At 74.7% G+C, this 22958-nt stretch carries 21 protein-coding genes; 11 read left to right on the top strand and 10 right to left on the bottom strand.

Annotated features, from left to right (window positions below):
• Positions 1 to 2 precede the first annotated feature (2 nt).
• Positions 3 to 773, top strand: a complete 771-nt coding sequence (locus ACGRHY_RS02685; protein ID WP_394633769.1) for an SDR family NAD(P)-dependent oxidoreductase — start codon at positions 3 to 5, stop codon at positions 771 to 773.
• The gene (locus ACGRHY_RS02680) at positions 752 to 1876 is read left to right on the top strand and encodes a threonine aldolase family protein (protein WP_394633768.1); all 1125 of its coding nucleotides are present in this window, start codon (positions 752 to 754) and stop codon (positions 1874 to 1876) included. The genes ACGRHY_RS02685 and ACGRHY_RS02680 overlap by 22 nt, the downstream gene beginning before the upstream one ends.
• Before the next feature lie 166 nt (positions 1877 to 2042).
• Here the strand turns inward: ACGRHY_RS02680 and ACGRHY_RS02675 are convergent, their stop codons facing one another.
• The gene (locus ACGRHY_RS02675) at positions 2043 to 2762 is read right to left on the bottom strand and encodes a lysophospholipid acyltransferase family protein (protein WP_394633767.1); all 720 of its coding nucleotides are present in this window, start codon (positions 2760 to 2762) and stop codon (positions 2043 to 2045) included.
• 109 nt (positions 2763 to 2871) lie between these two features.
• Complete coding sequence (locus ACGRHY_RS02670) at positions 2872 to 3303, bottom strand: DUF4395 domain-containing protein (protein ID WP_394633766.1); 432 nt, start codon at positions 3301 to 3303, stop codon at positions 2872 to 2874.
• A 143-nt stretch (positions 3304 to 3446) separates the two neighbouring features.
• Between ACGRHY_RS02670 and ACGRHY_RS02665 the strand changes: the two genes are divergently transcribed.
• From ACGRHY_RS02665 to ACGRHY_RS02650, 4 genes are all read left to right on the top strand, one after another.
• The gene (locus tag ACGRHY_RS02665; RefSeq protein WP_394637902.1) at positions 3447 to 3863 is read left to right on the top strand and encodes a TlpA family protein disulfide reductase; all 417 of its coding nucleotides are present in this window, start codon (positions 3447 to 3449) and stop codon (positions 3861 to 3863) included.
• 145 nt (positions 3864 to 4008) lie between these two features.
• Positions 4009 to 4524, top strand: a complete 516-nt coding sequence (locus tag ACGRHY_RS02660) for a flavin reductase family protein (protein WP_394637901.1) — start codon at positions 4009 to 4011, stop codon at positions 4522 to 4524.
• Positions 4525 to 4701: 177 nt separating this feature from the next.
• The gene (locus ACGRHY_RS02655) at positions 4702 to 5499 is read left to right on the top strand and encodes an electron transfer flavoprotein subunit beta/FixA family protein (protein WP_394633765.1); all 798 of its coding nucleotides are present in this window, start codon (positions 4702 to 4704) and stop codon (positions 5497 to 5499) included.
• Positions 5500 to 5565: 66 nt separating this feature from the next.
• Entirely contained in the window at positions 5566 to 6528 is a 963-nt protein-coding gene (locus tag ACGRHY_RS02650) for an electron transfer flavoprotein subunit alpha/FixB family protein (RefSeq protein ID WP_394633764.1), read from the top strand.
• 93 nt (positions 6529 to 6621) lie between these two features.
• On the opposite strand, the gene ACGRHY_RS02645 is transcribed toward ACGRHY_RS02650, so the two are convergent.
• Positions 6622 to 7620, bottom strand: coding sequence for a LacI family DNA-binding transcriptional regulator (locus ACGRHY_RS02645; protein WP_394637900.1), 999 nt, complete (start codon positions 7618 to 7620; stop codon positions 6622 to 6624).
• 195 nt (positions 7621 to 7815) lie between these two features.
• On the opposite strand from ACGRHY_RS02645, the gene ACGRHY_RS02640 reads away from it, so the two are divergent.
• Both ACGRHY_RS02640 and ACGRHY_RS02635 read left to right on the top strand, forming a co-directional pair.
• Positions 7816 to 8757, top strand: coding sequence for an ROK family protein (locus ACGRHY_RS02640; protein WP_394633763.1), 942 nt, complete (start codon positions 7816 to 7818; stop codon positions 8755 to 8757).
• A 92-nt stretch (positions 8758 to 8849) separates the two neighbouring features.
• Positions 8850 to 9905: an NUDIX hydrolase gene (locus tag ACGRHY_RS02635; RefSeq protein WP_394637899.1), complete on the top strand. Its 1056-nt coding sequence runs from the start codon at positions 8850 to 8852 to the stop codon at positions 9903 to 9905.
• Positions 9906 to 9912: 7 nt separating this feature from the next.
• On the opposite strand, the gene ACGRHY_RS02630 is transcribed toward ACGRHY_RS02635, so the two are convergent.
• Positions 9913 to 11277: a dipeptidase gene (locus ACGRHY_RS02630; RefSeq protein WP_394633762.1), complete on the bottom strand. Its 1365-nt coding sequence runs from the start codon at positions 11275 to 11277 to the stop codon at positions 9913 to 9915.
• A gap of 211 nt (positions 11278 to 11488) precedes the next feature.
• Between ACGRHY_RS02630 and ACGRHY_RS02625 the strand changes: the two genes are divergently transcribed.
• The gene (locus ACGRHY_RS02625; protein WP_394637898.1) at positions 11489 to 12655 is read left to right on the top strand and encodes a geranylgeranyl reductase family protein; all 1167 of its coding nucleotides are present in this window, start codon (positions 11489 to 11491) and stop codon (positions 12653 to 12655) included.
• A 109-nt stretch (positions 12656 to 12764) separates the two neighbouring features.
• On the opposite strand, the gene ACGRHY_RS02620 is transcribed toward ACGRHY_RS02625, so the two are convergent.
• Positions 12765 to 13553: an AfsR/SARP family transcriptional regulator gene (locus ACGRHY_RS02620; RefSeq protein WP_394633761.1), complete on the bottom strand. Its 789-nt coding sequence runs from the start codon at positions 13551 to 13553 to the stop codon at positions 12765 to 12767.
• 356 nt (positions 13554 to 13909) lie between these two features.
• On the opposite strand from ACGRHY_RS02620, the gene ACGRHY_RS02615 reads away from it, so the two are divergent.
• Positions 13910 to 15142 carry an ROK family protein gene (locus tag ACGRHY_RS02615; RefSeq protein WP_394633760.1) on the top strand — a complete coding sequence of 411 codons (1233 nt, stop codon included), beginning with the start codon at positions 13910 to 13912 and terminating at the stop codon, positions 15140 to 15142.
• Positions 15143 to 15184: 42 nt separating this feature from the next.
• Here ACGRHY_RS02615 and ACGRHY_RS02610 read toward each other — a convergent pair whose 3' ends face one another.
• The 4 genes from ACGRHY_RS02610 to ACGRHY_RS02595 form a co-directional block, all read right to left on the bottom strand.
• Positions 15185 to 15634, bottom strand: a complete 450-nt coding sequence (locus tag ACGRHY_RS02610) for an ATP-binding protein (protein WP_394633759.1) — start codon at positions 15632 to 15634, stop codon at positions 15185 to 15187.
• A gap of 177 nt (positions 15635 to 15811) precedes the next feature.
• The gene (locus ACGRHY_RS02605) at positions 15812 to 16171 is read right to left on the bottom strand and encodes a hypothetical protein (RefSeq protein ID WP_394633758.1); all 360 of its coding nucleotides are present in this window, start codon (positions 16169 to 16171) and stop codon (positions 15812 to 15814) included.
• Between the two features lie 199 nt (positions 16172 to 16370).
• Positions 16371 to 16841 (bottom strand): SRPBCC family protein, encoded by a 471-nt coding sequence (locus tag ACGRHY_RS02600; RefSeq protein WP_394633757.1) that lies wholly within the window; start codon positions 16839 to 16841, stop codon positions 16371 to 16373.
• Positions 16838 to 17716 carry a DeoR/GlpR family DNA-binding transcription regulator gene (locus tag ACGRHY_RS02595; RefSeq protein ID WP_394637897.1) on the bottom strand — a complete coding sequence of 293 codons (879 nt, stop codon included), beginning with the start codon at positions 17714 to 17716 and terminating at the stop codon, positions 16838 to 16840. The genes ACGRHY_RS02600 and ACGRHY_RS02595 overlap by 4 nt, the downstream gene beginning before the upstream one ends.
• A gap of 247 nt (positions 17717 to 17963) precedes the next feature.
• Between ACGRHY_RS02595 and ACGRHY_RS02590 the strand changes: the two genes are divergently transcribed.
• A complete protein-coding gene (locus ACGRHY_RS02590) occupies positions 17964 to 20429 on the top strand; it encodes a hypothetical protein (RefSeq protein ID WP_394633756.1) in 2466 nt (821 codons plus the stop codon).
• A gap of 33 nt (positions 20430 to 20462) precedes the next feature.
• On the opposite strand, the gene ACGRHY_RS02585 is transcribed toward ACGRHY_RS02590, so the two are convergent.
• A complete protein-coding gene (locus ACGRHY_RS02585) occupies positions 20463 to 22925 on the bottom strand; it encodes a right-handed parallel beta-helix repeat-containing protein (protein WP_394633755.1) in 2463 nt (820 codons plus the stop codon).
• Positions 22926 to 22958: the final 33 nt, after the last annotated feature.

Here is a 22958-nt window from a genome sequence, read left to right as displayed (position 1 = left end):
CCATGACCAGCACACCCAACGGCAACGGCGGCCCCCTGGACGGCGCCGTCGTCGCCGTCGCCGGCGCGGCGGGGCCCGCCGGCCAGGCCGCGCTGCTGAGCCTGGCCGAACGGGGCGCCACCGTCGTCGCCGCCGACGCGGACGCCGAGCGGCTGGCCGAGGCCGTCGACAGGGCCCGTTTCGCGCACGGCGGCGCCGCCGTCACCGGCGACACCGTCGACCTGCTCGATCTGGAGGCCACCCGCGAGTGGGCCACCCGCACCGAGAAGGAGTACGGCCGCGTCGACGGGCTGGTGCACCTGGTCGGCGGCTGGCGCGGCTCGGCGGCCTTCGCCGAGACCGATCTGTCCCACTGGGAGCTGCTGGAGAAGCTGCTGGTACGCACTGTGCAGCACACCTCCCTGGCCTTCGAGGGAGCCCTGCGCCGCAGCGGAAACGGCCGCTATGTCCTGATCAGCGCAGCCGGCGCCACCCGCCCCACCGCCGGCAACGCCGCCTACTCCGCCGCCAAGGCCGCCGCCGAGGCCTGGACCCTGGCCCTGGCCGACGCCTTCCGCAAGGCGGGCAAGGGGGCGGACGCGGGACTGCCGGCCGCGGCTGCCATCCTGGTGGTCAAGGCGCTGGTCAACGACGCGATGCGCGCCGAGCGCCCGAACGCCAAGTTCGCGGGCTTCACCGACGTCGGAGAGCTGGCCGAGGCCATCGCCGGTGTCTGGGACAAGCCCGCCGAGGAAGTGAACGGACACCGCCTGTGGCTGACCCCGCAACCGTAGAGGCCCACCCGACCGAGGCACCCCCGGCGCCCCCGGTATCCCCGTCGACGGATGCCCGGCGCCGCCACGACCCGCGGGCGCGCGGCTTCGCCAGCGACAACTACGCGGGCGCGCACCCGGAGATCCTGGCGGCGCTCGCCCTCGCCAACGGCGGTCACCAGACCGCCTACGGCGAGGACGAGTACACCGCCCACCTCCAGGAGGTCTTCCGCGCCCACCTCGGACCGGCGGCGGAGGTCTTCCCGGTCTTCAACGGCACCGGCGCCAACGTCGTGGCCCTCCAGGCCCTCACCGACCGCTGGGGCGCGGTCGTCACCGCCGAGAGCGCCCACATCAACGTGGACGAGTGCGGCGCGCCCGAACGGGTCGGCGGACTGAAGCTGCTGGCCGTGCCCACCGAGCACGGCAAGCTCACCCCCGAACTGGTCGAGCGCGAGGCGTACGGCTTCGACGACGAGCACCGGGCGATGCCGCAGGTGGTCTCGATCACCCAGAACACCGAACTGGGCACCGTCTACACGCCCGAGGAGATCCGGGCGATCTGCGAGACGGCCCACGAGCGCGGCATGGCCGTCTACCTGGACGGCGCCCGCATCGCCAACGCGGCGGCCGCGCTGGGCGTGCCGCTGCGGGCGTTCACCACGGACGCGGGTGTGGACGTGCTCTCCTTCGGCGGCACCAAGAACGGCATGGTCTTCGGCGAGGCCGTGGTCGTGCTGAACCCCGGGGCGGTGCGGGCGATGAAGCATCTGCGGAAGCTGTCGATGCAGCTGGCGTCCAAGATGCGGTTCGTCTCCGTGCAGTTCGAGGCGCTGCTCGCCGGAGACCTGTGGCTGCGCAGCGCCTCCCACGCCAACGCCATGGCCAGGCGGCTGGCGGAGGGCGCGCGCACCGTCGACGGGGTGGAGATCCTCCACCCCGTCCAGGCCAACGCCGTCTTCGCCCGGCTTCCCCACGACGTGAGCGAGCGGCTGCGCAAGCGCCACCGCTTCTACTTCTGGGACGAGGCCGCCGGCGACGTGCGATGGGTGTGCTCCTTCGACACCACCGAGGAGGACGTCGACGGTTTCGTCGCCGCGCTGGGGGAGGAGATGGCCCGCTGACCGCTCGGGCGGCCCGCCTGCCGGAAGACCGGAAGAGGGGCGGGCCGCCTGCCCCTCCTTTCCCGGGCTTCCGGGGCATGGAGCCGGAAGCAGGAGGCGGGCCGGGGACCGCGCGAGGCCGCAGGCGGCCGCTGCCCCAGGGGCCGTGGCACCCGCCGCCCCCGGCCTACAGGGAACCCGCCTCGGCCGGGGTCGGGGCGGTGCCGCCCAGGTGCGAGGGGATCCACCAGGTGTCGTCCGGCCCCATGGGCCGCACCGGGTACGCCCGCTGGGCCGCCTCCAGCAGCTCCTGCACGCGGTCGCGCAGCCGCCCGGTGAGCCCGGCCGCAGACTCGCCCTCGGCGGGCCGTATCGGTTCGCCCACCCGGATGGTGATCGGGAAGTGGTTGCGGCCGAAGTCCCGCTTGTGGCCCTTGGTCCACAGCCGCTGTGTGCCCCACAGCGCGACGGGCAGCAGCGGTACGCCCGCGTCCTGCGCCATCCGGGCCGCACCCGTCTTGAAGTTCTTCAGGGTGAACGACTGCGAGATCGTGGCCTCGGGGAAGACGCCGATGATCTCACCCGAGCGCAGCGCCTTCAGCGCGTGGCGGTAGGCGTGCTCGCCCTGCGAGCGGTCCACCGGTATGTGCTTCATCGCGCGCATCAGCGGTCCCGAGACCTTGTGCCGGAAGACCGACTCCTTCGCCATGAAGCGCACCAGCCGCTTGGCGGGCCGGGCGGTCAGTCCGGCGAAGACGAAGTCGAGGTAGCCGATGTGGTTGCTGACCAGCACGGCACCGCCGCGCCGCGGGACGTGCTCGGTTCCGTCGATGTCGAAACGCAGGTCGAGTGCCCTGAACAGGGTGCGGGCTGCGCCGATCACGGGCGGATACACCAGTTCTGCCATCTGGGAGGACCCTTCTGGGAGGCTGCCTGGGGAGGGTTCTCCCGGCGGGTCTACCCGAACCTACGTGGCCGTAACTTCCCTGGCCAGTTCCGGGGGCGGGAGATCCTCGTCACGTTCGGGCGCCTCCGGCGCCCCGCCCCGGTACCCGGCGCAGCGCCAGGTGCATCTCGCAGCCCAGGCAGTAGCCGGAGGCGGCGTTGAGGAAGGCCGCCGCGAGCGCGCACGCGGTCGCCGCCGTGCCCAGCCACGGGAGCCCCGCGCCGTACCCCACCAGACCCGCCAGGGCGAAGAACGGGCCCACGCCGTGTGCGGAACGGGGCGGCGCCGCGTCCTCGGTTCCGGCCGGCGGTCCCAGCCGGGGCCGGACCAGGTGGCGGAAGACCAGTCCGTACGGCAAGCGCGCCGTGCCGAGCCCCGCCCCGGCCGCGAACACCAGCGCCTGCGCGGCCAGCGGCCAGGAGCTCCCGCTGACCGGCACCGCGGCCAGGACCGCGGTGGTCACGGCGGCGGAGAACCGCGTTTCCCGTATGTCGGCCCTCACGGCGACAGCATTCCGCACCCAGGGGGGCGATGGCGGCCGGATGCGGGAATCGGCGGCATGGCCCCCGGCGCTGTGGGAGACGATGCGGGAAGCGACGAGAGGCGACGGGCGACGGGACGGCCGGTATGGCGGGTACGACAGGGATGACGGGACCGGCCGTGTGTCTGGCGGCGTCGGCGCTGGCCGGCGCCTTCGGGATGGCGCACGGCAGACGGAGGGGAAGGACGACGGTGCGCGCACGGGACGCGGACGAGAGGCTGACCGCCGAGGAGGTGGGTGCGGAGCGGCTGGGGGAGCGTGCCACGCTGGTGCAGTTCTCCAGCGCCTTCTGCCAGCCCTGCCGGGCCACCCGGCGGATCCTGGCGGAGGTGGCGGAGATGGTGGAGGGCGTCGTCCACGTGGAGGTGGACGCCGAGTGCCGGCTGGATCTGGTGCGGCGGCTGGGGATCATGCGCACCCCCACCGTCCTGGTGCTGGACGCACGGGGCCGGATCGCGCGGCGGGCGAGCGGGCAGCCGCGCAGGGCCGATGTCATCGCCGCGCTCGGAGAGGCCGTGTGAGGACCGGGAGGACCGCAGCGGCCGGAAGGGGCAGCGGCCGCGTGACCCTGGTCCCATCCGCGGGGGCGAACTTGACGCGGACCGCCCGTGGTGGACAGCCTGGCCTGCCGTGGGCAGGGGATCTCATACGAGCGCACCGAACGGCATTCAGCGGGCACCGGAGGCGGCCGAGACCGGCCCCGCCCTGCTGCGCGCCGTCTTCCGGCGGCACGCCGCCGGAGTCGCCGTGATCACCGCCCACGGGCGGGGCCGCCCCGCCGGGTTCACCGTGACCTCACTGGCCTCCGTCGCCGCCGAGCCGCCGCTGATCTCCTTCAACATCGCCACGGCCTCCTCGGTGTGGCCGGCGGTCGCCGAGGCGGAGCACGTGGGAGTGCACATACTGGGCGAGCACCAGCGCGAACTGGCCGCCACCTTCGCCCGTCCCGGGGCGGACCGCTTCGCGCCGCCCACCCGCTGGCGCCGGGGGCCGCACGGGGTGCCGGTGCTGGAGGGCGTGCTCGCCTGGACGGTGTGCGGGGTGGTGGCCCGGGTGCCGACCGGCGACCACCGGGTGGTCCTGGCGGAGGTGGTGACCGGGGACCCCTCCGGCACGGGCCGCCCGCTGCTGTACCACGCGGGGCGTTACAACGCGCTGAGCGAGGGCACAGTGCCCTCCTGAGCCGTTGGAAAGGTCACAGTTCACCGGCCTTGCCTCCGGGTAGGGGCCTGGGTGTACTGACGAGTAATATCCTGGATGGAGAGCCGGCCCCACCGGACCGGATTCCGCCCGATCAGGCGCCTATGCTGCCTGTGAGACGAGGCAGCCAGTAATGACGACGCATGTAGGAGAGCCGGCGTGAGCTTGAGGATCGTTGTCTGTGTGAAGTACGTGCCCGACGCCACCGGCGACCGGCACTTCGCCGATGACCTGACCGTCGACCGCGAGGACGTGGACGGTCTGCTGTCGGAGCTCGACGAGTACGCCGTCGAGCAGGCCCTGCAGATCGCCGAAGGCCGCCGGCAGAGCGGGGACGAAGCCGAGGTCACCGTGCTGACCGTCGGCCCCGAGGACGCCAAGGACGCGCTGCGCAAGGCGCTGTCCATGGGCGCGGACAAGGCCGTGCACGTGGAGGACGACGACCTGCACGGCACCGACGCGATCGGCACCTCCCTGGTGCTGGCCAAGGCCGTCGAGAAGACCGGCTACGACCTGGTCGTCTGCGGCATGGCCTCCACCGACGGCAGCATGGGCGTGCTGCCCGCGCTGCTGTCCGAGCGCCTGGGCGTGCCGCAGGTCACGCTGCTGTCCGAGGTCTCCGTGGAGGACGGCAAGGTCACCGGCCGCCGCGACGGCGACACCGCGACCGAGCAGCTCGAGGCCGCGCTCCCGGCCGTCGTGTCCGTGACCGACCAGTCCGGCGAGGCGCGCTACCCCTCCTTCAAGGGCATCATGGCCGCCAAGAAGAAGCCGGTCGAGTCCCTGGACCTGGACGATCTGGACATCGACGCCGACGAGGTCGGCCTCGAGGGCTCCTGGACCAAGGTCGACGAGGCCGCCGAGCGCCCGGCCCGCACCGCGGGCACGATCGTCAAGGACGAGGGCGAGGGCGCCAAGCAGCTCGCCGAGTTCCTCGCGGGCCAGAAGTTCATCTGAGCCCGAAGGCCCGTCGCACCCCTCACTCCTTTCCGCCCTCGCAATCCTCGCAGGAGAGCAACTCCCATGGCTGAAGTCCTTGTCTACGTCGACCACGTGGACGGCGCCGTCCGCAAGCCCACCCTCGAACTGCTGACCCTGGCCCGCCGCATCGGCGACCCGGTCGCCGTGCACCTGGGCGCCGGCGCCGACAGCGCCGCCGCCACGCTGGCCGAGTACGGCGCGGTGAAGGTCCTCGCCGCGGACGCCCCCGAGTTCGCCGACTACCTCGTCGTACCGAAGGTGGACGCGCTCCAGGCCGCCCACGAGGCCGTTTCCCCGTCCGCCGTGCTGGTCCCCTCCTCCGCGGAGGGCAAGGAGATCGCGGCCCGCCTGGCGCTGCGCATCGGCTCGGGCGTCATCACCGACGCCGTCGACCTGGAGGCCGGAGACTCCGGCCCGGTGGCGACCCAGTCGGTCTTCGCCGCGGCCTTCACCACCAAGTCCCGCGTCACCAAGGGCACCCCGGTCATCACCGTCAAGCCCAACTCCGCCGCCCCCGAGGCCGCCCCGGCCGCGGGTACGGTCGAGCAGCTCTCGGTGGCCTTCGGCGAGAAGTCCACCGGCACCAAGGTCGTCTCCCGCACCCCGCGCGAGTCGACCGGCCGCCCGGAGCTGACCGAGGCCGCGATCGTGGTCTCCGGCGGCCGCGGTGTCAACGGCGCCGAGAACTTCTCCGTCGTCGAGAACCTCGCCGACTCCCTCGGCGCGGCCGTCGGCGCCTCGCGCGCCGCGGTGGACGCGGGCTGGTACCCGCACACCCACCAGGTCGGCCAGACCGGCAAGTCCGTCTCGCCGCAGCTGTACATCGCGGCGGGCATCTCCGGCGCCATCCAGCACCGGGCCGGCATGCAGACCTCGAAGACCATCGTGGCCGTCAACAAGGACGAGGAGGCCCCGATCTTCGACCTGGTCGACTACGGCGTGGTCGGCGACCTCTTCGAGGTCCTCCCGAAGCTCACCGAGGAGGTCAGGGCCCGCAAGGGCTGACACCCCCGCGGAAGGCGGACAGCGGCCGGGGCCGCGCGGGTCGGTTCACGACCGCGCGGCCCCGGCCGCTGTCCGCACCGGCTCCGGGCGGGTTCAGGAGTGCGGGGGGACCTCCCCCGAGCCGCGCGGGATCAGCCGGGTGGGCAGCACCACGCGCCGCGCCGCGTGGTCGGCGCCCTCCAGCCGGCGGAACAGCAGCTCGCCGGCTCTGCGGCCCAGCAGCGCGGGTTCCTGCGCGATGACGGTGACCGGCGGGGTCAGCAGATCGGCCAGCTCGAAGTCGTCGAAGCCCACCAGCGCCACGCGCCGTTCCAGGCCCGCCAGTACCCGTACCACGGTGACGGTCACCCGGTTGTTGCCCGTCAGCAGCGCGGTGACCGGTCCCGCGGCCGGCTCCTGCCCCGCCAGCATGCGCTCGGCGTCGGTCCGTACGCGTCCGGGGTCGGTGGGGCCGAGCGCGACCCAGGAGTCGTCCACCGGAAGCCCGGCCTCCGCCATCGCGGCCCGGTAGCCGCGCAGCCGCTCGGCGGTGGTGTGGATGCGCGGCAGGTCGCCGATGAAGCCGATCCTGCGGTGACCGTGGGCGATGAGGTGGGCGACGCCTTCGCGCGCGCCCGTGAAGCTGTCGGAGAGCACCGCGTCGGCTTCGATGCGGGCGGCGGGGCGGTCCACGAAGACGGTGGCGATCCCGGCGGAGATCTCCGGCTCCAGATAGCGGTGGTCGTCGCCGGCCGGGATGATCACCAGTCCGTCCACGCGCCGGGCGCACAGGGCCAGTGCCAGCTCCCTCTCGCGCTCGCCGTCCTCGGCGCTGGAGCCGTTGATCAGCAGCGCGCCGTGCGCCCGGGCGACCTCCTCGACGGCGCGGCTGAGGGGGGCGTAGAAGGGGTCGGCGAGGTCCTCCAGGACCAGTCCGACGCTCGCGGTACGGCCCTTGCGCAGGATGCGGGCGCTGTCGTTGCGGCGGAAGCCGAGGGCGGTGATGGCCTCCCGCACCCTGCGTTCGGTGTCGGGGGTGACGCCTGGTTCGCCGTTGACGACCCGGGAGACGGTCTTGAGGCCGACCCCGGCGCGGGCGGCCACGTCCTTCATCGTCGGCCGCAGCCCGTAGCGGCGCCGGGGGTTGCGGGCGGGGCGGGCGGTGTCGGCCACTTGAGGTCTCGTCCTGTCGTCGGCGGGCGGTGACACGGTCGCACGCGGCATGTCCCCGCGCGTCGATGGCCTCAGAGCATAGAGCCGGCCAATGGAGTGGACAACGTTGTCAAGAATAGGTGAGACTCTCCGCCCATGGACCAGGATCTTCTCGCCGCCCTCGATATCGGCGGAACCAAGATCGCAGGCGCGCTGGTGGACGGCGGCGGGCGGCTGCTGCTGCGGACCCAGCGGCCGACCCCGGCGCGGGAGCCGGGCGACGGCGTGATGCGGACGGTGGCCGAGGTGCTCGGCGAACTGCGGGCGGCGGCCCAGTGGCCGCGTGTGGCCGCCCTGGGAATCGGCAGCGCCGGGCCGGTGAACGCCCGGCGGGGCACGGTCAGCCCGGTCAACATCCCCGGCTGGCGGGACTACCCGCTGGTGGACGGGGTGCGCGCCGTCGTCGGGGGGATGCCCGTGACCCTGGTGGGCGACGGTGTGGCGATCACCGCCGCCGAGCACTGGCAGGGCGCGGCGCGCGGCCGGGACAACGCACTGTGCATGGTCGTCTCCACCGGTGTGGGTGGCGGGCTGGTCCTGGACGGCGGACTGCATCCCGGGCCGACCGGCAACGCCGGCCACATCGGTCACATCAGCGTGGACATCGACGGCGACCCCTGCCCGTGCGGGTCGCGCGGCTGTGTGGAGGGCCTGGCCAGCGGACCCAACATCGCCCGCCGGGCCCTGGCGGACGGCTGGCGGCCCGGGCCGGACGGCGACGCCAGCGCCCGCGGGGTGGCCGCCGCCGCGCGGGCGGGGGATCCGGTGGCCATGGCCTCCTTCGAACGCGCCGCACGGGCGCTGGCGGCCGGGATCGCCGCGACCGCGACCCTGACCGAGATCGAGATTGCGGTGATCGGAGGAGGGGTGGCCCAGGCCGGCGAGGTGCTGTTCGCGCCGCTGCGCGGGGCACTGAAGGAGTACGCCACGCTCTCCTTCGTCCGGGGGCTGGAGGTCGTCCCCGCCGGTACGGGCACCGGAGCCGGTCTCGTCGGGGCCGCGGCGGCCTGCCGGGAGGCGCTGGGCCGGCCCGTGTGAGAGCCCCGGCGCCGCGGGGCGGGGCGCGGGGGCGCGTTTCCGGAGCGGGGTGGAGCGGGCAGTGAACCGGGGACGACGGAATGGGGGGAACCGTGATCGTCTGGTTGAACGGCGCCTTCGGCTCGGGCAAGACCACGACGGCCCGTGAGCTGGTCGAGCTGCTCCCGGACAGCAACCTCTTCGACCCCGGCCTGATCGGCGCGGGGCTGCGCGCGCTCCTGCCGCGCAAACGCCTGGACGAGGTGCCGGACTGCCAGGACCTGCCCGCCTGGCGCCGGCTGGTGGTGGACACGGCCGCCGCCGTCCACGGTGAGGTGGGCGGCACCCTGGTGGTGCCGATGACGCTGCTGCGGCAGGAGTACCGCGACGAGGTCTTCGGCGGGCTGGCGGCCCGCCGCATCCCCGTGCGGCATGTGCTCCTGGACATCGGGGAAACGATCCTCCGAGAGCGTGCCGCCCGGCGCGGGGAGGCCGGGGAGACATCCGGGGACGGCGCCTGCGGCACCGCGGCGGGCCACCGGTGCCCGGAGCCGGCCCGGCACCCGGCGGCCCACCACCGGGTGCCGGACTGGCTGCGAGCCGATGCGCACACCGTTGACGCCACCCTCCTCACCCCCCGGCAGACCGCCGAGAAGGTGGTCGAGGCGATACGCGCCGGGGAAGGCGCCTGCGACATCGTGCAGACCCCGGAGCCGACCGCGGAGACCGTGGCGGCCGGGGTCCTCCTCTTCGACGAGGCGGACCGGGTGCTGCTGGTCGACCCGACCTACAAGCCCGGCTGGGAGTTCCCCGGCGGCGTGGTCGAACCCGGTGAGCCGCCCGCCCGCGCCGGGCTGCGCGAGGTGGCCGAGGAACTGGGGCTGCGGCTGGACACCGCGCTCCGGCTGCTCGTCGTCGACTGGGAGCCGCCCCGGCCGCCCGGCTACGGCGGCCTGCGACTGCTCTTCGACGGCGGCCGGCTGACCACCGCGGCCGCCCGCGAGCTGCTGCTGCCCGGCTCGGAACTGCGCGGCTGGAGCTTCGCCACCGAGCGGGAGGCCGCCGGAATGCTGCCCCCGGTGCGGATGGAGCGGCTGCGCTGGGCGCTGCGGGCGCGCGAGCGGGGCGTCACGCTCAACCTGGAGGCGGGCACACCGGTCGGCGCGTGACGGCCTGTCAGCCGAGCGCGGCCTCGGCGTACTTGCGCAGGAACAGCGCCTCGGCCACCGACAGCCGCCGCAGCTCGTCCGGGGAGACGCTCTCGTTGACCGCGTGTATCTGAGCCTCGGGCTCGCTCAGCCCGATCAGCAGGATCTCCGCCTTGGGGTAGAGCCTGCCCAGGGTGTTGCACAGCGGGATCGAGCCGCCCATGCCGGCGGTGGCCATCTCGGCGCCGTCGTACGCCTCGCGCATCGCCTCGGCCATCGCGGTGTACGCCGGGCTGGTGGTGTCCGCGCTGAACGGCTGGCCCTGACCCACCTGCTCCACGGCCAGCCGCGCGCCCCAGGGAACGTGGGACTCCAGATGGGCGGTGAGCAGCCCGGTGGCCTCGGCGGCGTCCGTGCCCGGCGGCACCCGCAGACTGATCAGCGCCTGGGCACTCGCCTGCACCGACGGGGTGGCGCCGACCACGGGCGGGCAGTCTATGCCCAGGACGGTGACGGCGGGGCGGGCCCAGATGCGGTCGGCTACGGTGCCCGAGCCGATCAGCTCCACCCCGTCGAGCACCCTGGCGTCCCTGCGGAAGTCCTCCTCCGGGTACTGCAGGCCCTCCCAGGAGGCGTCCGAGGACAGCCCGTCGACGGTCGTCGAGCCGTCCCCGGCGCGCAGCGAGTCCAGCATCCGGATGAGCGCGGCGAGCGCGTCCGGGGCGGCGCCGCCGAACTGCCCGGAGTGCAGATTGCCCCCCAGGGTGTCCACCCGGACCTTCAGCATGGTCATCCCGCGCAGCGTCGCGGTGACGGTCGGCAGGCCGGCGCGGAAGTTCCCGGAGTCCCCGATGACGACGGCGTCGGCGGTCAGCAGCTCCGGGTGGGCCTCGGCGTAGAGCTCCAGGCCTCCCATGCCCATCTCCTCGGAGCCCTCGGCGATCACCTTGACGTTCACCGGCACTCCGCCGTCGGCCTGCAGGGCGCGCAGTGCGAGCAGGTGCATGATGAAGCCGCCCTTGCAGTCGGCGGCGCCGCGCCCGTACCACCGCCCGTCGCGCTCGGTCAGTGTGAACGGCGGGGAGAGCCAGGCCGCCTCGTCCAGCGGCGGCTGCACGTCGTAGTGGGCGTACAGCAGCACGGTGGGGGCGCCGGCCGGGCCGGGCAGGAAGCCGTAGACCGACTGCGTGCCGTCCGGGGTGTCCAGCAGGGCCACGTCGGTGAAGCCCTCGGCGCGCAGCGCGTCCGCCACCCACCGGGCCGCTCCCGCGCACTCCTCGGGCGGGAACTGGGCCGGGTCGGCGACCGATTTGAAGGCCACCAGCTCGCCGAGCTCGGTACGGGCCCGGGGCATCAGCGAGGCTACGGTGGCTGCCAATGCGTCGTGCGCCATGGGGAACGCTCCTTCGTGGTGCTGCGTTGTGTGCCTGTGGGCGGGATCACCGTACGTGCAGGCGGATGCGTGGTGCCGATGATCCCACAGGGGATCCGGGCGGGCGCGGCACTAGGATGCGGCGATAACCGGAAACGGCCGAGCGGGAGCGGTAACACACGTGAGCAGGGAAAGCGCCGAGGGCGCCGAGGGCACGGACCGGCAGGACCCGGTGTGGGATGTGGTGGTGGTGGGAGGGGGGCCGGCCGGAGCCTCCGCGGCGTACGCCGCGGCCGTCACCGGACGCCGGGTCCTGCTCCTGGAGAAGGCGGAACTCCCCCGCTACAAGACCTGCGGCGGAGGCATCATCGGGCCCTCCAGGGACGCCCTGCCGCCCGGCTTCGAACTGCCCCTGCGTGACCGGGTGTACGCGGTGACCTTCTCGCTGGACGGCAGGTTCGCCCGTACCCGGCGTTCCCGGAACATGCTGTTCGGGCTGGTCAACCGGCCCGAGTTCGACCACGCGCTGGTGGAGTCCGCGCAGAAGGCCGGCGCGGAGCTGTGGACGGGCGCCACCGTCACCCGCGTCGAGCAGCACGGCCCCGCCGTCCCCGACCGGCGCACCGTGGCCGTGGTCCTCTCCGACGGCCGCACCGTCCTGGCCCGCGCCGTGGTCGGCGCGGACGGCAGCGCCAGCCGGATAGGAGCCCATGTCGGGGTGAAGGTCGATCAGGTGGACCTGGGGCTGGAGGCCGAGATCCCGGTGCCGCCGCCGGTGGCCGAGGACTGGTCGGGCCGCGTCCTCATCGACTGGGGTCCGCTGCCCGGCAGTTACGGCTGGGTGTTCCCCAAGGGCGACACGCTCACGGTGGGGGTGATCTCCGCCCGCGGCGAGGGTGCGGCCACCAAGCGCTATCTGGAGGACTTCATCGCCCGTCTCGGGCTGGCCGGCTTCGAGCCCGCGATCTCCTCGGGCCACCTCACCCGCTGCCGTTCGGCGGACTCCCCGCTGACCCGGGGCCGGGTCCTGGTCTGCGGCGACGCGGCCGGGCTGCTGGAGCCCTGGACGCGCGAGGGCATCTCCTTCGCCCTGCGCTCCGGGCGGCTGGCGGGGGAGTGGGCGGTGCGGGTCGCCGAGGCGCACGACGCGGTGGAAGCCCGCCGCCAGGCCCTCAACTACGCCTTCGCCGTCAAGTCGGGGCTGGGTGTGGAGATGGGTGTGGGTAACCGGATGCACGCCGTCTTCGCCCGCCGTCCGAAGCTGCTGCACGCGGTGCTCACCGGCTTCCGCCCGGCGTGGAACGCCTTCGCGAGGATCACCCGGGGGACGACCACCCTCGGAGAGCTCGTCCGGACCCACCCCCTGGCCCAGCGGGCCCTGGAGAGAATGGACCGCTGAACGTCCTTTTCCGGCGCCCCCGTCCTCCGCTCCCCGCCCTCCGCCTCCGTCCTCCGGACCGCTCGAACGGGGAGTCCGGAGGACGGGGGCGCCGGTCCGTGCGCCGGTCTCAGGACGCCAGCGCCGACTCCGGCAGCAGCGAGGGGTCCTGGCGCACGATCCGTGCGTGCAGTTCCCGCAGCGCGGGGCCGGGCTCCGCCCCCCGCTCGTCCACGAGCCGGCGACGGGCCTCCTCGTAGGCCGCCAGCGCGTCCGCGGGACGGCCGCAGCGGTACAGCGCCAGCATCAGAAGTCCCACCAGCCGTTCGCGCAGCGGGTGCAGGGCCACCTGCCGCGCCAGCTCGTTGACGCACTCGCGGTACCGGCCCAGCTCCAGGTCGCCCTCCAGCCGGGTCTCCAGCACCATCAGCCGCTTCTCCGCCCAGCGGCGCCTCTCACCGTCCAGGTAGGGGCCGGCCAGACCCTCGGCGAACTCACCGCGCCACAGCTCCTCGGCCTCCATCGCCAGTGCGCCCGCCCGGCGCAGGTCGCCCGACTCGCGCGCGGACAGCGCCTCGCGCAGCAGCGTCCGCCGTTCCGCCAGATCGTCGATCCGGGCGTTCTCCAGCCGGTAGCCGCTGCCGGTCCACACCAGTTCCGGGGACGAGCCGCCCCCGCCCGCCGCCGCGAAGGCCCGGCGCAGACCGGAGACGTACTTCTGGGCCAGGTTCCGTACGTGCGACGGCGGTTCGCCGCCCCAGACCGCGCTCACCAGCGCGTCGTAAGACATCGGCCGCCCCTCCTGCAGCAGCAGGACGGCGAGCACCGCCTGCTGCCGGGGCGGTCCCAGCGGCACCTCGTTCCCCTCGCGCAAGGCTCGCAGCGGACCGAGCAGTTCGAATCGCAGACCCTCAGCCATGTGCCCTCCCTCACCGCCCCAGTGAGCCTACGTCCTGGACGGCGTTCCAGTGGATCTTCCCGCGAAGGCCGGTGGTCCGCGTCGCCCCACCGGAGGGCGGGGCCGGTGTACCGCGGGGGGCGAGTCCCGCCTTCCCCGGCGGCGACCCGCTCCCCGTACGGCGGCCGGCTCACCACCGGCGGCCCCGGGAGAGGCGGAGGGCCACGGGGCGAACCCCCCGCGCCGCCGCCCGCGGGACGCGGGGGCGGGCGGAACGCACCCGGCTGGAGGCAGTGTGCCAGGGTGCGCTCCGGCCCGTTCGGGGCGGTCGGGCCACCCCGCTTTGTTCGTGGTGGATACAAAGCCAGAATGGGACGGTGACCCCGACGCGTACAACAAAGCTGGAGAGAGGCCGCGGCGCCCTCGGCCCGGCGCTGGAACTCGTGCACACCGGACGCGCGCCCACCCGCGCCGTGCTCACCGCGGAGCTCGGTGTGACCCGGGCGACCGCCGGAGCCGTGGCCGCGGAGCTGGAGGCGCTCGGGCTGATCACCGTCGACTCCCGGCCGGCCGTCGCCGCCGGCTCCCAGGGCCGCCCCTCCCACCGGCTGTCGGTCGACCCCGAGGGCCCGGTCGTCCTGGCGGCCCAGGTGCACGCGGACGGGTTCCGCGCCGCCCTCGTCGGGCTCGGCGGCCGGATAGTCGCCACCGTGCCCGGCGCCGTGACCGTGGAGGCCGACCCGGCCCAGGTCCTCACCGAGGTCGTCGGCGCCGGAGCCGGGCTGCTGCGCGAGACCGGGCGGCGCTGCCTGGGCGCCGGCCTGGCGGTGCCCTCCGCCGTCGCCGAGCCGGAGGGCACCGCCCTCAATCCGCTGCACCTGGCCTGGCCCCCGGGAGCGCCGGTGCGGGAGATCTTCGCCCGCTGCCTGGCCGAGGCCGGTGTCACCGGACCGTCCGGCGATGCGCCGGCGACCGGTTTCGTCGCCAACGACGTCAACCTCGTGGCCCTGGCCGAGCACCGCCACGGCGCGGGCCGCGGCGCCCGCGACCTGCTGTGCGTGGCCACCGGGCACCGCGGCGTCGGCGGCGCGCTCGTCCTCGACGGCCGTCTGCACACCGGCAGTTCGGGGCTGGCCCTGGAGGTCGGCCATCTGACCGTGGACCCGGACGGCAGGCCCTGCCACTGCGGCGGGCGCGGCTGCCTGGACGTGGAGACCGACCCGCTGGCCTTCCTGGAGGCCGCCGGCCGGGAGCCCGGCCCGGAGACCGGCCTGCTCAAGCGCGCCCTGGAGTTGCTGCGCACGGAGTACGCCACCGACCCGGCCGTGCGCGACGCGGCGCATCTGCTCATCGACCGGCTCGGTCTGGGCCTGGCCGGCCTGGTCAACATCCTCGATCCGGACCGGATCATCCTCGGCGGGCTGCACCGCGCCCTGCTGGAGGCGGACGCCGAGCGGCTGCGGAACGTCATCGCCGAGCGCAGTCTGTGGGGACGCAGCGGCAAAGTGCCGGTGCTCGCCTGCGAACTGGACTACAGCGGCCTGGTGGGCGCCGCCGAACTGGCCTGGCAGCCGGTCCTGGACGACCCCATGACGGTGGCGCCGGGCTGATCCGTGCCCCGGCCCGGGTGCCGGCTCCGGACCCGGCGCCCGTCAGACGTGCTGCAGGGGCTCGGGCCGTGCCGGGGGGCCCGGCGGGAGGGCCGCCTTCTGGGCCGGTGCGGCGGGCGCCGGTACCGGCAGGGTGATCCGCGCCGTCCCGCCGTCGGCGGCGAGGCCGCGCGGCGTCGGCTGTGGCCCGCCTGCCAGGAGTGCCCCCATGGCGTGGGCGGGGGAAGGCTGCGGGGGGTGGTCGCGCACGGAGATCGTCAACCGGTCGAGCCGCAGTGCGATCTCCACGGTGCAGCGCCCGTCCGGGCCCGCCTGCCGGCGGGCTCCCGCCAGCAGCTCGGCGACGCCGTCGGCCGCCGGACCGACGAGCGGGTCCAGTTTCCAGTAACGCAGCAGGGCCGACACGATGCGGCGGATCTGGCCGGCCCGGGAGGGGAGGGCCTGGAACTCCACCGTCCGCTGCCGGCCGGACGTGCTGGGGTGACTGATCACGACTGCGGCTCCCTGGTGAGAGGTGGGGGTGTCCGGACGGCGGGGGAGAGAGCGCCATGCGCACCGACGGTCGTTACGGCACAGACATCAGCGTGATTCAGGCAGCGAAAAGGTGCAAATCAGACAATCTTTCCGGGTGGGTGTGTCCCGGCGGACTCGCACCGGACCCCGGGCGCCTCAGCCGTCGGCCGGGGCCGCACGCCGCTCCGCCGCGATCTTCGCGGCGCCGGACCTCCCCGGCGCCCCGCCCGTCCGGGAGCGGGCACCGCGCAGCGCGGCCACCAGGCCGTCACTCGTCTGCCCCTTCATGCGCAGCGCGTACCAGGTGCCGTTGACCGCCGCCAGGGCCCGCCCGCGCGCGGCGTACCACGGCTCGCTGACGCGGACCTGCTCCACCGGCGCGCTGTCGATCTCCCGGCCGTAACTGGTCAGCAGCACCAGCCGCCCGTCGCGGACGACGACCTGCCCGGCCCGGGTGAGGGACCGCAACCACCGTGCTATCCGCACCCCGGTGGCACTGAACTCGGGCTCCGCCACAGCGCAACGCCTCCCACCTTCGTCACCGCCGGCCCGCCGCCACGGCCGTCACCGGCGCCACCCCCACCGGGTGCTGCCCTGTCCGTCCTGTCCTGTCCTGTCATGAAGTCTGCACCCGCCGGGCCCGACACGCCAGGGTGCGCGTACCGCACTACGCGCACTGCGGTACGCGCGACGCGGCGCACGCGCCCCGGAAGTGCTACGCGCGGCCGCTCTGCCGGTCCAGTCCGCGCACCGCGCCGCGGAACGAGCGTCCGACGGCCGGTCCCGCGAGCCGCAGCACGGCGCGGAAGACGGGGGTGCCGTCGGCCGCCATCGTGTACCGAACCCGGGTGCCGGCGCCCTCCGGCGTCAGCAGCCATTCCTCCAGCATCGCCCGCACACCGGGGACGTTGGTCCCGTCGACGCGGTAGGCGTAGCGCTCGGCGGGCTCGGCGGCCACGATCGTCTCCAGGAAGTGGCCGCCGCCGCGCAGCGTGATCCTCCGGCCGAGGCCGTCCGCGGTCGGCCGGGCGCCGGTCACCGCCCCGAACCACCGCGGCCAGCCCTCGGTGTCGGCCAGCGCGGCGTAGACGGCCTCCGGCGGCGCGGCGGCCCGCGCGGCGAACACCAGCCGCACGGGGGCGGTACGGACGAAGCCGGCACCGACCTGCTCCAGCCCGCGTGTCATAGGCGCTCCTTCCGCAGGTTCCCACCATGGTGCCCGTCCCGCTCGCCGGACCCTCCGCCCGCCACCACCAGATCCAGCTCCGGCAGCGCCTCGCGGATCTCCGCACGCGTCCGCTCCGGCATGCCGCCGTCGGTCACCAGCGTGTCCACCTCGGCCAGGGAGGCGAACGAACTCAGGCCTACCGTCCCCCACTTGGTGTGGTCGGCGACGACCACCACCCGCCGCGCGGAGCGGACCAGACGGCGGTTGGTCTCCGCCTCGGCCAGGTTGGGCGTGGACAGCCCGGCCTCCGCGGATATGCCGTGCACGCCGAGGAAGAGCACATCGAAGTGGAGCGAGCCGATCGCCGCGTCCGCCACCGGTCCCACCAGGGAGTCCGACGGGGTGCGCACCCCGCCGGTGAGCACCACCACCGCCGCCCCCGGGGAGCCGCCCCGCGAGGCGTCCGCGCGCTGCGCGGCGTGGAAGACGTCCGCGACCCGCAGCGAGTTGGTCACCACCGTCAGATCCGGCACGTTCAGCAGGCACCGGGCCAGCGCGTACGTCGTCGTGCCCCCGGAGAGCGCGATCGCGCCGCCCGGGGCCGCCATCGCCGCCGCGGCCCGCGCGATGTCCTCCTTGGCACCCTGCTCCAGTGACGACTTCGCCTCGAAACCCGGCTCGTGCGTGCTCGTCCCCGACACCGGCACCGCCCCGCCGTGCACCTTCTCCAGCACGCCCTGCCGCGCCAGCGCGTCCAGATCGCGGCGCACGGTCATGTCCGAGACGTTGAGCCTGCGGGTCAGCTCGTTGACCCGCGCCCCGCCGCGGCGCCTGACCTCCTCCAGGATGAGCGCGCGCCGCTGCTCCGCCAGGAGGTTCTGGTTGTCGCCCACCTGCTGGTCCGTCCCTTCTCGTCCACCGGCGGCCGTACGCGCGATCGCCCGCGCGGCCGTGTGCGCGGATACGGGCATCTGTTCGGCCCCCATCCTTCCACGTGACCGCGGCGCCCTCCGGAGCACGATCGTGACGCCCCGGCAGGGCGGTGGTGCTGCGCACACGGCCCCGCAGCCGCCATCCTGGATGCCGCCGCGGGGAACCCCGCGGGAAACGGGGACACACACCGGATCGGGGGAGCGCAGCATGCCCGAGAACCGGCCGGCGCCGCCGGCGGGACAGCGCGGAGTCCAGGGGGAACCGGCACTGGAACTCCTGGTGCACGGAGTCGGCGGCACCACACCGCAGGAGATGCTCGGTGACCCGCGCACGGTGCGGATCACCGGCGACGACACCGCCGGCATCCACCGCCGCACCGACGACGCGGACGCCGAGAGCCGCTTCGGGGAGTACGGGTACTCCGGCGGCCTGACCGCCGACCGGTCGGCCGACCCCCGCACCGGGCCGTCGGCCGACCGCGCCCCGCGGCGGCCGATCCCCGAGGCGTACTGCTGGTCCAACCTCACCTCCGGCAACGGCGCCCGCGCCCTGTGGCTGCTCCTGCTGCCGTTCATGGTCGCCAACCTCGCCCACTGGATGCGCCCGGCCGCTCCCGCCCGCCACCGCGGCCAGCGGGTCTACGACGTCCTGGTGCGGCTGGTGGCGCTCTCCCTGACCGTGCTGCTCACCGCCGCGGCCTGCGAGGTCGCACTCGACCTGGTGGCCTGGCAGTGCGCCGCCTCCGAACGCTGCGCACGCGGCAAGTCCTGGCTCGGACCGCTCACCGAGGGCTGGTGGGCGCCGCCCGGCCGCCGCCTGGTCCTGGCCGCGCTGGTGCCCGCCGCGTTGACCGCTCTGCTGTGGTGGCTGTCGCACCGCACCTGGAGCGCCTACGAGTCCGCCTCGCCGCCCCCGCGCCCGCCGGGTCACGCCCGGCCGCTGCCCGGCGGGGAGCGGCCCGCGCTCTCCCTGCCGGGCTTCTGGTACGGCCGCCGCCTGGTCTCCCGGTTGCGCGCCGCCCACACCGCTGCCGGACTGCTCACGATCGCCACCGCCCTGCTGACCGCGGCCGCCGCCCACGATCTGCGCCCCGCAGGCGGCACCGCGCCGCAGCTCCCGGGACAGGTGCTGGCCGCCGTCCTCGCGGCGGGCTGGGCGGCGACCGTGCTGGTCACGGTCCGCAAGGGCCGCACCGAGTCCGAGCCGGACGAGCGGATCGACCGGTGGGCCTCCAGGGCCCTGCCGGGCGCCGCGCTGGGCGCGCTGGCGCTGACCGCCGTGTACGCCGCCTGGCCGCGACCCGGCTGGACCTCCTCCGCCCAGTTGCCGGGCACCGGCGTGTTCGCCTGGCTCGTGCTCCTCCAGGGCGCGCTGGCCGCCGCCATCGCCGTCACCGCGTACGCCCTGCACCGGGCCTCACCCCCGGGCTCGTGCGCCGGACGGTGTGCCATGGGCGGGCTGGGCGGCGCCGCGGTCGCCTTACTGGCCTGCGCGCTCGGCGGGGTCCTCACCGGCGGCGTGGCCCAGCGCGTGGCGGACTGGCTGGACAAGGACGGCACCCCGGGCGTGGCCGGCGGCGCCATAGCGGGGCCGCCGGTGCTGCTGAGCTGGCAGGCCGCGGCGATCCCCGTCCTGCTGCTGGTCGTGGCGGCCTTCACGCTGGGCGCCGCGGTACGGGCGGGGCGAACGCGCAGGCGGCTCACCCCCCGGATCGTCGACTCCTACGAGGGCGAGCCCCGCGAGCTGGAGTCCCGCAGCCGCCGGATCGCCCGCGTCGTCGCCTGGGCCCGGCTGACCGACTCCGCGCCGGCCCTGATCGCCTCCGTCACCGTCGCCACCGTGCTGCTGGGCGCCGGCGCCCTGGCGGGCGCGGCCCGCACCGGACTCCCCCCTGGGCCGGCCGCGGCCTCCTGGCCCGGCCCGCTGCCCGCTCTGGCCCAGACGGTCCAGGGGCTCGGCTCCTGGCTGATGGGCGCGATGGTGGTGCTGCTGGTGGCGATGGGCCGCCGCGCCTACCGTGACGCCGCGGCCCGCCGCACCGTCGGCATCCTGTGGGACGTGGGCACCTTCTGGCCGCGCGCCGCCCACCCCTTCGCGCCGCCCTGCTACGCCGAGCGAGCGGTGCCGGACCTCACCTGGCGGATGTGCACCTGGACCGCGCGCACCGGCGGCCGGCTGGTGATCTCCGGGCACTCCCAGGGCAGCGTGCTGGCCGCCGCCGCCGTCTGGCAGCTCGACCCCGACACCCGCGGGCGGGTCGCGCTGCTCACCTACGGCTCCCCGCTGGAGCGGCTCTACGGGCGCTGGTTCCCGGCCTGCTTCGGGCCCGCTCCGATGCGCGCGCTGAGCGAGGAGGTGGACTGCTGGCGGAACCTGTGGCGCCTGACCGATCCGATCGGCGGCCCGGTGATGGCGGGCGAGGACGGGGGACAGGACGTGGACCGCGGCCCGCTGAGGGATCCGCTGCACTACGGCCGCACCCCGGAGCACCCGCTGCCCGCGCCGATCCTGGGCCATGGCGACTACCAGGCCGACCCCGCCTTCGACGCCGAGCGCGCGGCGCTGCTGGACCGGTTGGAACGGCTGGCCGAGGGGCGTGAGGCGCCCTGTGTACCGGCCCAGCCCGGACAGCGGCCCGAGGGCCGCACCGGAGCCGGCCCGGCGGCGGGCTAGCCGTATCGGCCCGCCACCGGGCCGGCGGGACGGTCAGTGCCGCGGCTCCCGAGGCAGGTCCTCGGGGTGGAGCAGCGTCAGATCGTCGGTGTCCGGGTCGTCGAGCTGGGCGACCCGGCCCGCGTGCCGCTCGACCATGGCCTCGAAGGTCTGCCGCGCGGTACGGCCGTTGCCGAACGTCGGCCCCTTGGGAAGCTCGGCGAAGTACCCCAGCAGCATCTCGGCCGTGCCCTCGGCGAGCTGGTACTCGTGCTCCTCGGCCTGCTGCCCGACGATCCGCAGCAACTCCTCGGGCGTGTAGTCGCCGAAGGTGATGGTGCGTGAGAAGCGGGATGCGACACCGGGGTTGGTCTCCAGGAAGCGCTTCATCTCCGCGGTGTAGCCGGCGACGATGACGACCACCTCGTCGCGGTGGTCCTCCATCAGCTTCACCAGGGTGTCGATCGCCTCCCGGCCGAAGTCCCGGCCGGAGTCCTCGGGCGAGAGGGCGTACGCCTCGTCGATGAACAGCACGCCGCCGCGCGCCCGGTCGAACGCCTCCTGGGTGCGGATCGCCGTCGAGCCGATGTGTTCGCCGACCAGATCCACCCGGGAGACCTCCACCAGATGACCGCGCTCCAGCACCCCGAGGGAGTGCAGGATCTCCCCGTAGAGCCGGGCGACCGTGGTCTTGCCGGTGCCGGGGGACCCGGTGAACACCAGGTGCCTGCGCGCTGAGGCCGCCTTGAGACCGGCCTCGCGGCGCCTGCGGCCCACCTCGATCATGTCGATGAGGGCCCGCACCTCCCGCTTGACGCTCTCCAGGCCGACCAGCGCGTCGAGTTCGCCCAGCACCTCCTTCGCCGGCCGCGCCTCCTTGGCCGGTCCGCCGGAGGCCTCGCCGGCGGGGGACCCCCCGGACGCGGGCACAGGGGCTGACACGGCGGGGGGCGCCGTGGCGGCCGACTGCTGGGGTATGCCGCCCAGCAGGCCCGCGGTCTGGACGGCGGGGGAGACGGGGGGCCCGGGCTCGGACGTGACCGGCGCGGAACTCCGATCGCTGGTGCAGTCCTCGACGGCGGGTCCCCCGTCGGCGAACTCGTAGCCCCCGCGCGCACAGCGCTCGGTGCGGCAGCGGCTCAGCGTGGTGCGGCAGCCGTCGATCACATGGAAGCCGTAGCCGCTGGAGCCGGTCACCCGGCAGTTCGAGAAGGTGCCGCGCCCCTCGGCGGAGACGTAGAAGCCCGCCTCGGCCGGATCGGTCACGGTGCAGCGGTCGATCTCCGGATCGGCGCCCTTGGTGACGATCACGCCCGTCCCGGTGGCGTCGATCGTGCAGTTGGCCAGAGCGCCGCCGCTGCCGTGGTCGCGGAACCAGGCACCGGTGGCGGCCTCCCGGATGCGGCAGTCGTCCAGCTGGACCGTCCCGCCGTCGCTCACCGACACCGCCGTGTTGCGCACCTGCGCCAGATCGCTGTCGAGGACGTCGGCCCGCGAGCCCCGGTCCAGGACGAACAGCGCGTCCGGCACGTCGTGGACCCGGCAGGAGTCCAGCAGCGCCGATGCGCCGTCGCTGACCCACACCGCCGGATAGTCGCCCGTACTCTCCTGGATCTCGCACCCGTTGGCGTCCACACGGGTGCCCGGATCCCACACCGACAGGCCGTTGCGGCCGAAGCGGCGCACCGTGGAGCGGGTCAGCGTCAGCACCGAGCGCGAGCGCAGGTCGACCGCGTTCTCCGGGATGTCGTGGATCTCGCAGTCGGCGAGGGTGAGCACCGCGTCGGTGTCGAGGGTGACGCCGTCGGCGGAGGTGCGGTGCACCCGGCACTCGGTGAGGTTTCCGACCGCCCGGGAGGCGACCCGCACCCCCGCGCCCTTGATCTCGTACACCTCGCAGCCCACGGCGTCCACCGCGCTGCCCTCCCCGGACAGCGAGAGCCCCGCGCCCGAGGCGTGGTGGACCCGGCAGCGCTCCAGCCGGGGATGGGCGCCCTCGTGCACCGCGATGCCCGCCTGCCCGGCCGCGACCACCTCGCACTCCTCGAACAGCCCGCCCGCGCCCCCGCCGACGCCGATGCCCACCCCGGCCGGGTTGTCCACCGTGCAGCGGCGCAGGGTCGGCCGGGCCCCGGAGCGCACCTCGATGCCGGAGGCCGACCGCGTCACCACCCGCAGCCCGGAGAGCTCGGCCACGCAGTCCTCGACCAGCAGCGCGGGCGCCGCGGCGTCCTGGCCCTCGATCTGGAGATCGCGTACGACCGCCGCGGCGCGTACGGTCAGCGCCACCCCGTCGGCGGGGGCCAGACGCACCGAGCCGACGTCGGAGCGCTCGGGGCCGCGCAGGGTGACGGCGTGTTCGATCACCAGGTTCTCGCGGTAGGTGCCGGGGGCGACGGTCAGCACATCGCCGTCGCCGGCGGCACAGAGGGCGGCGGAGATGGTGGCGTAGTCTCCCGTTCGGCGCCGCCACCGCGACGAGCTGGTGTGCGTCACCTGGACCAAGCCCTGTGCCATGGACCGCCTTGCCTCAAACCTCGTGCGAACCTC

It is taken from the genome of Streptomyces shinuiensis (assembly GCF_043660855.1).
Taxonomy (GTDB): domain Bacteria; phylum Actinomycetota; class Actinomycetes; order Streptomycetales; family Streptomycetaceae; genus Streptomyces.
This window is presented reverse-complemented; position numbering and strand designations above follow the sequence as displayed.

Excerpts from the sequence above, each read along its gene's own strand:
- ACGRHY_RS02675 (WP_394633767.1), bottom strand. The coding sequence starts at position 2,762 with ATGGCAGAACTGGTGTATCCGCCCGTGATCGGCGCAGCCCGCACCCTG.
- ACGRHY_RS02585 (WP_394633755.1), bottom strand. The coding sequence starts at position 22,925 with ATGGCACAGGGCTTGGTCCAGGTGACGCACACCAGCTCGTCGCGGTGG.
- ACGRHY_RS02590 (WP_394633756.1), top strand. The coding sequence starts at position 17,964 with ATGCCCGAGAACCGGCCGGCGCCGCCGGCGGGACAGCGCGGAGTCCAG.
- ACGRHY_RS02645 (WP_394637900.1), bottom strand. The coding sequence starts at position 7,620 with ATGAAGGACGTGGCCGCCCGCGCCGGGGTCGGCCTCAAGACCGTCTCC.
- ACGRHY_RS02650 (WP_394633764.1), top strand. The coding sequence starts at position 5,566 with ATGGCTGAAGTCCTTGTCTACGTCGACCACGTGGACGGCGCCGTCCGC.
- ACGRHY_RS02630 (WP_394633762.1), bottom strand. The coding sequence starts at position 11,277 with ATGGCGCACGACGCATTGGCAGCCACCGTAGCCTCGCTGATGCCCCGG.
- ACGRHY_RS02665 (WP_394637902.1), top strand. The coding sequence starts at position 3,447 with ATGACGGGACCGGCCGTGTGTCTGGCGGCGTCGGCGCTGGCCGGCGCC.
- ACGRHY_RS02685 (WP_394633769.1), top strand. The coding sequence starts at position 3 with ATGACCAGCACACCCAACGGCAACGGCGGCCCCCTGGACGGCGCCGTC.
- ACGRHY_RS02640 (WP_394633763.1), top strand. The coding sequence starts at position 7,816 with ATGGACCAGGATCTTCTCGCCGCCCTCGATATCGGCGGAACCAAGATC.
- ACGRHY_RS02600 (WP_394633757.1), bottom strand. The coding sequence starts at position 16,841 with ATGACACGCGGGCTGGAGCAGGTCGGTGCCGGCTTCGTCCGTACCGCC.
- ACGRHY_RS02620 (WP_394633761.1), bottom strand. The coding sequence starts at position 13,553 with ATGGCTGAGGGTCTGCGATTCGAACTGCTCGGTCCGCTGCGAGCCTTG.